We start from the raw sequence: 11,218 nt of genomic DNA, 5'->3' as shown, positions 1-11,218 counted from the left end.
GTCGATCCGGGTCTCGATCCGCAGGTTGCTCTTCAGCGCGCCGCCGCGGACGATCGAGACGGTGTTGTCGATCACCGAGACCAGCGGGAACGAGACCGGGTCGAGGGTCAGCTGCCCGGCCTCGATCTTCGAGAAGTCGAGGATGTCGTTGACGACGGTGAGCAGCGCGGCGCCCGAGCCCTGGATCAGCTCGAGCCGGTGACGGTCCTCCGCCCGCAGGTGGGTCTCGTCGAGCAGCATGTCGGCGTAGCCGAGGATGCCGTTCAGGGGCGTGCGGATCTCGTGGCTCATCGCCGCGAGGAAGTCGCTCTTGGCCTCGCTCGCGCGCTCGGCCTCGGCACGCGCGGCCTGGGCCTCGGCGGTGATCGAGCGCAAGGCCACCTCCGCCGACTTGCGCTCGGTGATGTCGATGTGGAGGCCGACCATCCGGTACGGGCGGTCGTCGGCCCCGAACAGCGGCCGGCCGCGGGCGTAGACCCAGCGCTCGCCGACCCGGAACTCGGCGGCGTAGGTGGTGCGGGTGTCGATCGCGCGCCGGATCGCGTCCCAGACCTCGCCGACCTGCTCGGGATCGACCAGGGCCGTCCACGCGGCGGTGGTGATGCCGCGCGGCTCGCCGTCCTCGGGCAGCCCGTAGATGCGCAGGCTCTCGGGCGAGAGCAGGCTCACCCCGGTCTGCATGTCCCAATCCCAGGTCCCGGCCTCGGCGGCCTCCAGGGCGATCCGCAGCAGGCCGCGGGCATCGTGCTCCGCCATCCGGGCGGTGACGATCTCGTCGATGTCGAGCGCCGTGCCGAGCCACTCGATGACGGTGCCGTCGGCCATCAGGTGGACCGGCGTCATCGTCAGCTTGTGCCAGCGATAGGTGCCGTCGGCGCGGCGCAGGCGCCATTCCCCGGAATAGGCGGTCTCGCCGGCCTGCGCCGCCCGCCACGCCGTCGCCATGGCGGGCGCGTCGTCGGGATGGTTGCAGGCGACCCGCGCGGCGCGGCCGGTGCCGATCGGCCCGTAATACGCGTGGAACTGGGGGTTCGCGTAGGTGATCTCGCCGTCGCCCGGCCGCATCGCCCAGACCAGCAGCGGCAGGGTGTCGGCCAGCCCGCGATAGCGGCTCTCGCTGCGGTGGACGTCGGCCTCGGCCCGCCGGCGCGCGGTGATGTCGATCATCACGCCGAACAGGCCGGTGACCGCGCCCGCGGCGTCGGTCTCGCAGGTGCCGCGCACCACCACGTCGCGCTCGGTGCCGTCCGGCCGCAGGATGCGGGCGTCGAAGGCGAAGTTCTCGGCCCGCGCGATCGCGTCGCCGACGACGGCGATCAGCCGCTCCCGGTCGTCGGCGTGATAGATCTCGGCGAAGGTCGAGAGGTGCGGCGGCGCGGTGGCGGGGTCGAGCCCGGCGATCTCGTAGAGCCCCAACGACCAGATCGGCTGACCCGCCGGCAGCGGGACGCGCCAGTTGCCGATGCTGGCGAGCTGCTCGGCCATGGTCAGCAGGTGGTTGGCGCTGGCCTGCGCCGCGGAGCGCTCCGCGATCTCGGCCGCCTGGCACTCCAGCTGCGCCTCGTGCGCGCTGCGCAGGGCCATCTCGCGCCCGAGCGCCGCGTTCGATTCCGAGAGGCGCAGGTGCGCGACGACGATCTCGGCGAGGTCCTGCAGCGCGACGCCGTCCTCGGGCGAGAAGTCGCGCAGCCGCGAATCGACGAGGCAGAGGGTGCCGACGCGGATCCCGGGGGCGAGGCTCAGGGGCGTGCCGGCATAGAACCGGGTTGCCCCCGCCGTGCCGTCGACGAGCGGGCTGCCGGAGAAGCGCGGGTCGAGCCGCGCGTCCGGGACGACGTGCACCGCGTCCGTCTGGATCGTGTAGGTGCAGAAGCTCTCCTGCCGCGGCAGCTCGCCCGGCACCAGCGCGCACGGCGTCTTCAGCCATTGCCGGTCGGCGTCGATGAACCCGACGAAGGCGGTCTCGACGCCGAACAGGCGGCAGGCCGTGCGGCACACCGCCTCGAAATGATCCTCCGGCGGCGTATCCAGGATCCCGAGCGCCAGCAGCGCCGCGACGCGCTTCGCCTCGCGCGCCGCCTCGTCCGCCGTCGTTTCGTCGTCCCTGGCCTGAAGCGCCTCTGTGCTGCTCACGTTCGCGCGTCCCCCGCCGGCATCTCCCCGAGGCGCCGGCCCATCGCATCATCCCGATTCCGGACCCGACCGGGCCGATCGCCCTCGCGCGGCGCCGAGGCGGGCGCGCGGCGCCCGTCCCGCGCGGCCCAGCGCCGGCGCGCCGCCTCCAGCGCCCATACCATGCCGAGCATCATGTAGACGTGGCGCCACTTCTCGATATCGATCTGCAGCGCCTGAAGGAAGAACATCAGCAGCGCCGGCCAGACGATCTGCGCGTGCGCGCGGAACGGCGAGGGCCGGGCGAGCAGGCGGAAGCCGACGAACCCCGTCGCCGCGACGAGGGCGAGGAAGACCGCGCCGCCGAGCCAGCCGCCGTTGGCGAAGCTGCCGATGTAGGAATTGTGCGGCTCGAGCCCGAAGGTCAGGCGCCAGTGCATAGGCCCGAGGCCGAGCGGGCGCTCGAGCAGCATCTCCATGCCGCGGAGCTGGTTGCCGAAGCGGCCGGTCTCGCCCTCGTCGTAGTCCTGGCTCACCGCGGCGCGGGTGGCGAACATCTTCTGGACGCTGTCGACCGAGAGCAGGGCCGCCATCGCGACGGCACCGAGCGCCAGGGTCGCGAGGCTGAGGAGCACGATGCGCCGCCGCAGCCGCGCCGACCCGCAGGAGGCGTAGACCGAGCCGACCATCAGCAGCGTGGCGACGACGGTGCCGCCCCACGAGCCGCGCGAGAACGACAGGAAGATCCCGACCAGGATGATCAGCAGGCCCGCGAGCGCGAGCACCGGGCGCCGGGCGGTCGCCGTGATCAGGCCGTGCATCAGGTAGAGCGCGCCGAGCGTCAGGAACGAGCCGAACACGTTCGGATCCTGGAAGGTGCCCGAGGCGCGGTCGTACTTGTAGAACAGGTCCTCGATCCCGAGCCATTGCAGGTAGCCGACGATGCCGAGCGTGGCCGAGAACACGCAGCTCGCCGTGTAGGCCTTGAGCGCCAGCTCCATGCGGGCCTGGGTGTCGTCGGAGAAGAACATCACGAAGAAGACGCCCGTCACCGAGAGGTAGATCAGCTGGATCGTCCAGGTGACCGGGAAGTCCTCGTCGAGAAACGGGATCAGGCCGACGACGATCGCACCGAGATAGAGCAGCAGCAGCAGCACCAGCGGCACCGCCCCACGGTGCAGCCGGATGCCGAGGCAGGCCCAGAGCAGGATCGTCGGGATCGCGATCACGTCGTAGGGCGAGGTCTCGGAGAAGGCGAAGCAGGCGAAGAACACGAACGCCGCGAGGAGCGCGCCGGCGAAGCCGTGGACGACCCGGATCAGCGGGACCCGGCCGACCTGCGGCAGGACGAAGCCCGGAACGGCGGTGCTGGCCATGGCTCACGCGGGCTCCGCGAGCCTGGAACGCGGGCCCGCACGACGACGGGTCCTTCATGGGACGGAAAGGTTGATATTCGGCTGACGGCGCCGCTCGACCGGGCCGGGCTCAGCCCTTATCATCGTGCAGGCCATCGCCGTATCGAGGACACGACCCGATGTCGGACACTGCAGTGCCACTGAACTCCGACCTCGAGGAGCAGCTCGGGCGCATCCGCCGACAGCGCGAGGAGAGCGAGAAGTTCGTCGCCGAGCAGAAGAAGCTGATGGCCGAGTCGATGAAGCTCGAGCACGAGGCGCGGAAACTCGAGCGCGACAGGATGCTCGCACCCTGGCAGATTGCGCTCTCCGGCATGGCGGCCGGCGCGGCCTTCTTCGGCGCCGGTGCCGCCTTCGTCAAGCTGATCGGATCATGACGCCCGCGTCGACCATGATCCGCTTCGCGTAAGCCTCAGGCCGCGCAGTCCAGGAACCCGCCCTTGATCGCCTCGGCGTCGAGCTTGCGGCCGATGAACACGACGCGCGACGAGCGGTCCTCACCGGCCTTCCATTCGGCCTGCAGGTCGCCGTCGAGGATCATGTGCACGCCCTGGAAGACGAAGCGGCGCGGCTCGTCGGGGAACGCGACGATGCCCTTGCAGCGCAGGATGTCCGGGCCCTGGATCGTGGTGAGGTTCGAGATCCACGGCATGAACTTCTCCGGGTCGACCGGGCCGTCGATGCGCGCCGAGAACGACTGCATGTCGCCGTCGTGGTGATGGTGGTGCCCCTCCTCGAGGAAGTCGGGCTCGAGATCGAGGATGCGGCCGAGGTCGAAGGCGTTGCGGCCGAGCACCGCGTCGATCGGCACGTCGCAGTTCGTGGTGCGGTGGAGCTTGGCGTAGGGGTTGATCGCGCGGATCTCGCCCTCGACGCGGGCCATGTCCGCGTCCGAGACCAGGTCGGCCTTGTTGAGCAGGATCACGTCGGCGAAGGCGACCTGGTTGCGGGCCTCGGGCGCGTCCTTCAGGCGCTCGGACAGCCACTTGGCGTCGGCGACCGTCACCACGGCGTCGAGGCGGGCGGCGTCGCCGACGTCCTGGTCGACGAAGAAGGTCTGGGCGACGGGGGCCGGGTCGGCGAGCCCGGTTGTCTCGACGATGATCGCGTCGAACTTGCCCCGGCGCTTCACCAGCCCGTCCATGATGCGGATCAGGTCGCCGCGCACGGTGCAGCAGACGCAGCCGTTGTTCATCTCGAACACCTCCTCGTCGGCGCCGACGACGAGGTCGTTGTCGATGCCGATCTCGCCGAACTCGTTGACGATCACGGCGTAGCGCTTGCCGTGGTTCTCGGTGAGGATGCGGTTGAGCAGCGTGGTCTTGCCGGCGCCGAGGTAGCCGGTCAGCACGGTGACCGGGATCTTCTCGGAGGTGACCGACTCGGCGTTGGCGGGGCTCTGCGATCCGGACATGGGCGACTCTTCCGACGGGTGATGCGGTGGGCGCCCGCGCTCGCGCCGGGCCGCCGATGACATGTCATATCGTATCATCGGACCGCGGATGGAAGCACCCGAGCGGACGCCGCCCCGCCTCCCGCGGCCGGCATGCGGCTCCGTCGCGAGACCGTCGTGAAGACCTGCCACGACCCATGCCCATGCCCAGGCGGTGCCGTTTCCGGTCGCGGCCTCGCCGCGGACCGCTTGGGCGACCGCACGCACGAGCCCGATGTCCCGCGAGCCCGATATCCCGAACGTGATCGCCTCGACCCGCCTCGATCGCCTCCCGACCGCGCTTCCGCACAGTCGGGCCATTGTGCCGCCCGGATGCGCGGGATATCGGCGCCTCGGGGAGCCGCCCGTCCCGGGCCTGCCTTAGAAAAGCACCATCGATCGGTTCGATGCATCGGGACGGGTTCCCGCGTTCGACCGCTCCGCACCGGCCCACAGCCATCAAGCACCTCCCTCGACCCGAAGACGACAGCGCGATGGACGCCCGCACGCCACTCGATCCCGACACCGACGCGCCGGCGGCCCGGGCGCACGGCCCGCGCCGCCAGGGGCTGCTGCCGATCGCGGTCGTGCTGTCGCTGGTGGTCGCCGCCGTCGCCGTGGTCGCGGTGTTCCCCCAGCCGGTGCGCGGCTTCCTCGAGACGGTGACGACCTACGCGCGCGGGATGCTCGGCGGCACGAAGGGCGAGGACACCGGCGAGGCCGACGCCCCGCCCTCCTCGGCCGAGCGGATCTTCCGGCCGACGCCGGAGCAGCGCGCCACCTTCGAGATCCACCCGGTGGCGACGATGACCTTCCGTCCGGAAGGCTCGGCCGAAGGGCGGATCGCCTTGAACGACGACGACAACGTGCCGGTGGCCTCGCCCTATTCCGGCCGCGTCACGAAGGTGCTCAAGCGCGCGGGCGACGACGTGAAGGCCGGCGACGTGCTCCTCGTCATCGAGGCCACGGACATGGTCCAGGCCCAGAACGACTACCAGAGCGCGCTCAACACCATCCAGAAGCAGCAGGCGCTGCTCAAGCTCGACCAGACCATCGCCGCCCGCCAGCAGGAGCTGTTCGCGGCCAAGGCGGTGGCGCTCAAGGACTACCAGTCGGCCCAGAACGACGTGATCGCCGCCCAGAGCGACCTGAAGACCGCGCAGGCCTCCCTCGACGCGGTGCGCAACCGCCTCAAGCTCCTCGGCAAGACCGACGCGGAGATCGCCGCCTACGAGAAGAACGGCACGATGAGCGCCGAGACGCAGATCCAGGCGCCCATCGCCGGCACCATCGTGCAGCGCAAGGTCGGCATCGGCCAGTACCTCACCACCTCGAGCGACCCGGCCTTCGTGATCGGCGACCTGTCCACGGTGTGGCTGATCGCCAACGTGCGCGAGAGCGAGATCCCGAAGATCCGCATCGGCCAGGAGGTCGAGGCGCGGGTCGCGGGCTTCGGCACGCGGGTGTTCAAGGCGCGGGTGAACTACATGTCGTCGAGCCTCGATCCGGCGACGCGGCGCCTCGCCGTGCGCAGCGAGGTCGACAACCCGGACCGGTCGCTGCGCCCGGAGATGTTCGCCACCTTCACCATCATCACTGGCAAGCCCCAGCCCTCGCCGGCCGTGCCGCTCGCCGCGGTCGTCTACGAGGGCGCGAGCGCCCACGTCTGGGTCGCCCGGCCCGACGGCGCGATCGCGGCGCGCGGCGTCAGCCTCGGCCTGGTCAACGGCGACAACGTCCAGGTCGTCGAGGGGCTCGCCGCCGGCGAGGAGGTCGTCACCCGCGGCGCGCTGTTCATCGACCGCGCCGCGTCGGGCGACAAGGCGTCCTGACCGGACCGGAACCGCCGGAAGGGCACCCGACGCGATGAACAGCCTGATCGTCTTCTCGCTGCGCCAGCGCGTGCTGGTCTGCCTCGGCTTCCTGGTGATGCTGGCGCTTGGCTACGCCAGCTACACCCAGCTCAACATCGAGGCCTATCCCGACCCGGTCCCGCCGCTCGTCGACGTGATCACCCAGAATCCCGGCCAGTCGGCCGACGAGATCGAGCGCTACATCACCATTCCGCTGGAGGTGGCGCTCGCCGGCATCCCCAACGCGCAGGTGGTGCGCACGATCTCGCTGTTCGGCCTGTCCGACGTGAAGGTGCAGTTCAACTACGAGTTCACCTACGAGGAGGCGCTGCAGCGGGTGCTCAACCGCCTGTCGCAGGCCCCGCCCCTGCCGAACGGCGCCACGCCGCAGATCTCGCCGACGAGCCCGGTGGGCGAGATCATGCGGTATAAGCTCGTCGGGCCGAAGGGCTTCTCCTCCGCGGAGATGAAGACCCTGCAGGACTGGGTGCTGCAGCGCCGCTTCAAGGCGATCCCCGGCGTCGTCGACGTGACCGCCTTCGGCGGCAAGGCCAAGGAGTACGAGATCGCGGTCGACCTCAACCGCCTCCAGGCCCAGGGCATGACCCTGGTGCAGCTCGTCTCGGCCCTGAACAACTCCTCGATCAACGTCGGCGGCCAGACGCTGAACGTCGGCGAGCAGTCGGCCGTGGTCCGCGGCGTCGGCCTGATCCGCGACATGGACGACATCCGCGACACCATGCTGACCCAGGTCAACGGCACGCCCGTGCTGGTGCGGGACGTCGCCGACGTGCGCGTCTCCAACGCGCCGCGGCTCGGCATCGTCGGGCACGACGGCTCGAGCGACATCGTCGAGGGCATCGTCCTGATGAGCCGCGGCGGCCAGAGCCTGCCGACGCTCCAGCGGGTCGAGGCCGAGATCGAGAAGATCAACGCCTCGACGATCCTGCCGCCGGACGTGAAGATCGAGCGGATCTACGACCGCTCCGGGTTGATCCACACCACCACGCACACGGTGATGCACAACCTCGTCTTCGGCGTGGTGCTCGTCTTCGTGGTGCAGTGGCTCTTTCTCGGGTCGCTGCGCAGCGCGATCATCGTGGCGGCGACGATCCCCTTCGCGCTCGGCTTCGCGATCCTGATCCTGGTGGTGCGCGGCGATTCGGCGAACCTCCTCTCGCTCGGCGCGATCGATTTCGGGCTGATCGTCGACGCCACCGTGATCATGGTCGAGAACGTGTTCCGGCACCTGGCCGAGCCGCACCACACGGAAGGGCAGCCCGCACCGGGGGGCCTCACCGGGCGGCTCGGCACCATCGCCATCGCCGGCTCGGAGGTGAACCGGGCGATCTTCTTCTCGGCGACGATCATCATCGTCGGCTTCCTGCCGCTGTTCACGATGTCGGGCGTCGAGGGCCACATCTTCGGGCCGATGGCCAAGACCTACGCCTACGCGCTGGTCGGCGGCCTGCTGGCGACCTTTACGGTCTCGCCCGCGCTCTCGGCCGTCATCCTGCCGAAGCACGTGGAGGAGCGCGACACCCTGATCGTGAAGGTGCTGCGCTTCGGCCACGAGATCATCCTCGGCTTCGGCCTGCGCAACCGCATCCTGTCGATCGCCGTGACGGTGGCGATCCTGCTGGTCTCGGGGCTGGCCGCGCGGAACCTCGGCCTCGAGTTCCTGCCCAAGCTCGAGGAGGGCAACCTCTACGTGCGCGGCACGATGCCGGCCTCGATCTCGCTGGAGGCCGGCAACGCCTACGTCGAGCGGCTGCGCAAGATCTTCACCGAGGTGCCGGAGGTCGTCACCGTGATCTCGCACCAGGGACGGCCGAGCGACGGCACCGACGCCACCGGCTTCTTCAACGTCGAGATCCTGGCCCCGCTCAAGCCCATCGACGAATGGCGCAAGGGGCTCGACAAGGAGCAGCTCATCGCCGGCCTGTCGAAGCGCCTCGACGCCGAGTTCCCTGGCATCGAGTTCAACTTCTCCCAGTACATCGAGGACAACGTCCAGGAGGCGGCCTCGGGCGTGAAGGGCGAGAACTCGGTCAAGGTCTACGGCACCGACCTCGCCGCGATCACCAAGGCGGCCAACGACATGAAGGCGGTGCTCGCCACCGTGCCCGGCGTCACCGACCTCTCGGTCTTCGCCTCGCTCGGCCAGCCGACGGTGCGCATCGACGTCGACCGCCACAAGGCCGCCCGCTACGGCCTCTCGATCGGTGACGTGAACACCACGATCGCCGCCGCGATCGGCGGCCAGACCGCGGGCGACCTCTACGAGTACGGCTCCGACCGGCATTTTCCGATGCGGGTGCGGCTCGCCCGCGAGTACCGCTCCTCGCTGGCCACCATCCGCAACATCACCATCGGCGCCGCCAACCCGAACGGCGGCGTGGTGCAGGTGCCGCTCTCCGAGATCGCCGACGTCGACCTCGTCTCGGGCGCCTCGTTCATCTACCGCGAGGACCAGGAGCGCTACATCCCGGTCAAGTTCTCGGTGCGCGGGCGCGACCTCGGCGGCACCGTGCTGGAGGCGCAGCGGCGCGTCGCCGACGAGGTGACGCTGCCGGCCGGCTACCACCTCGAATGGGTCGGCCAGTTCACCAACCTGCAGGACGCGGTCACCCGCCTCAGCCTCGTGGTGCCGATCACCCTGGTGCTGATCGCGCTGCTGCTGTTCATCAACTTCAACTCGGTCGCCGACATGCTGCTCGGCCTGTCGGTGATCCCGATGGCGATGATCGGCGGCATCTTCGCGCTAGCGCTCACCGGCACCCCGTTCTCGATCTCGGCGGCGATCGGCTTCATCGCCCTGTTCGGCATCTCGACGATGGAGGGCGTGATCCTGCTCGCCTACTACAACCAGCTGATGGAGGAGGGCTGGCCGCGCAAGGAGGCCGTCTGGCACGCCTCGATCGTGCGGATGCGGCCGGTGATGATGACCTGCGTCGCCGCCTGCGTCGGCCTGCTGCCCGCGGCGGTCTCCACCGGCATCGGCTCGCAGGTGCAGAAGCCCCTGGCGCTCGTCGTCGTCGGCGGCATCCTGCTCGCGCCGAATCTGATCCTGGTGGTGGTGCCGGTGCTGATCTCGCTGTTCTCGCGCCGCCGGCCGAACCCGCTCGCGACGCCCGCTCTCCATCGGGCGGCGGCGTGATGGGTTTGATCAGGACGTTGCCGCGCCCCTTCCCTCCCCCCTCTGCGGGGGCGGGTGGGCCTCGCGTCAGCGAGGGTCGGGAGAGGAGAGCGCCATGTCCGGAGAGGTCGCTCCCCTCTCCCGACCCGCTTCGCGGGCCACCCTCCCCCGCAGAGGGGGGAGGGAAAAGCGCGCTCGTCCTCGCAGCCGTGGCGCCGGCACCACAACGCTCGGCCTCCCCGCCGGCAACGCCGCCCGCCGCATTGACTTGCGCCGTCCCCGCGGCGCTCTACCGGGCGGAGGATGGCGCCGTCGCGCGCGCGTCCCGCGTCGGAAGCGTCATGATCGAGACGGCCCTCAACCGCCGGTCCGCACGGGCCGTGGCCCTCGCCGCGAGCCTGGCCCTGTCGGGCTGCGCGGTCGGCCCGAACTACGTCGCGCCCGAGGACCCGCCGGTCGCGCGCTACACCCGCGAGCCGCTGGCGAACCCGAGCGCGGCCGACAAGGTCGCCACCCGGCAGGGCGGCTCGGCCGACCAGAGCTTCGTCTCCGGCGCCGACATCCCCGGCCAGTGGTGGACGCTGTTCCGCTCGAAGGCGCTGAACCGCCTCGTCGAGGAGGCGCTGGCCAACAACCCGAACCTGGAGGCGGCGCAGGCCTCCCTGCGCATCGCGCAGCAGAACGTGCTGGCCCAGAAGGGCACGCTCTACCCGTCCCTCTCGGCCAACCCGCAGGCGCTCGGCGCCAAGGCGCCGGGGCTCGACCTGCAATCGCCGCTGCAGAATCAGAACAACTACCTCTACAGCCTCTACACCCCGCAGGTGACGGTGGCCTTCAATCCCGACGTGTTCGGGCTCAACCGCCGCACCATCGAGGGCCTGGAAGCCACCGCCGAGAACCAGCGCTTCCAGCTCGAGGCCGCCTATCTCAGCCTCACCGCCAACGTCGTCGCCGCCGCGATCCAAGAGGCGGCACTGCGGGCGCAGATCGACGCGACCAAGCGGGTGATCCAGGCGCAGACCGAGGTGCTGACCCTCTACAACAAGCAGCTCTCGCTGGGGCAGATCGCCGGCGCCGACGTGATCCAGCAGCAGGCGGCCCTGTCGCTGTCGCAGCAGCTGCTGCCGCCGCTGGAGAAGCAGCTGGCGCAGCAGCGCAACCTCCTGACCGCGCTCGCCGGCCGGCTCCCGAGCGAGGAGGTGGCCGAGACCTTCACCCTCGCGGCCCTGCGCCTGCCGACGAAGGTGCCCGTCAGCCTGCCCTCGCG

Annotated in this window: 7 protein-coding genes; 4 read left to right on the top strand and 3 right to left on the bottom strand. The window is 70.4% G+C overall.

The window, feature by feature from the left end:
- On the bottom strand, positions 1-2,133 hold a 2,133-nt coding region (locus MKK68_RS24590; RefSeq protein ID WP_244033195.1), incomplete at its 3' end, for a PAS domain-containing protein.
- Positions 2,130-3,488 (bottom strand): O-antigen ligase family protein, encoded by a 1,359-nt coding sequence (locus MKK68_RS24585; RefSeq protein ID WP_243988158.1) that lies wholly within the window; start codon positions 3,486-3,488, stop codon positions 2,130-2,132. The genes MKK68_RS24590 and MKK68_RS24585, both read right to left, overlap by 4 nt.
- A 158-nt stretch (positions 3,489-3,646) precedes the next feature.
- Here MKK68_RS24585 and MKK68_RS24580 point away from each other — a divergent pair, with 158 nt between their 5' ends.
- Entirely contained in the window at positions 3,647-3,904 is a 258-nt protein-coding gene (locus MKK68_RS24580) for a hypothetical protein (RefSeq protein ID WP_244033194.1), read from the top strand.
- Positions 3,905-3,939: 35 nt separating this feature from the next.
- Here the strand turns inward: MKK68_RS24580 and MKK68_RS24575 are convergent, their stop codons facing one another.
- The gene (locus tag MKK68_RS24575) at positions 3,940-4,941 is read right to left on the bottom strand and encodes a CobW family GTP-binding protein (protein ID WP_244033193.1); all 1,002 of its coding nucleotides are present in this window, start codon (positions 4,939-4,941) and stop codon (positions 3,940-3,942) included.
- 512 nt (positions 4,942-5,453) lie between these two features.
- Between MKK68_RS24575 and MKK68_RS24570 the strand changes: the two genes are divergently transcribed.
- The 3 genes from MKK68_RS24570 to MKK68_RS24560 all read left to right on the top strand — a co-directional run.
- Positions 5,454-6,791 carry an efflux RND transporter periplasmic adaptor subunit gene (locus MKK68_RS24570; RefSeq protein WP_244033192.1) on the top strand — a complete coding sequence of 446 codons (1,338 nt, stop codon included), beginning with the start codon at positions 5,454-5,456 and terminating at the stop codon, positions 6,789-6,791.
- A gap of 34 nt (positions 6,792-6,825) precedes the next feature.
- Complete coding sequence (locus tag MKK68_RS24565; protein WP_244033191.1) at positions 6,826-9,972, top strand: efflux RND transporter permease subunit; 3,147 nt, start codon at positions 6,826-6,828, stop codon at positions 9,970-9,972.
- A gap of 320 nt (positions 9,973-10,292) precedes the next feature.
- On the top strand, positions 10,293-11,218 hold a 926-nt coding region (locus MKK68_RS24560), incomplete at its 3' end, for a TolC family protein (protein WP_244033190.1).

Origin of the sequence: Methylobacterium sp. E-016 (assembly GCF_022829745.1) — a bacterium.
Lineage (GTDB): Bacteria > Pseudomonadota > Alphaproteobacteria > Rhizobiales > Beijerinckiaceae > Methylobacterium.
The sequence above is the reverse complement of the archived record's forward strand: the minus strand, read 5'-3'. Positions and strand labels throughout refer to the sequence as shown.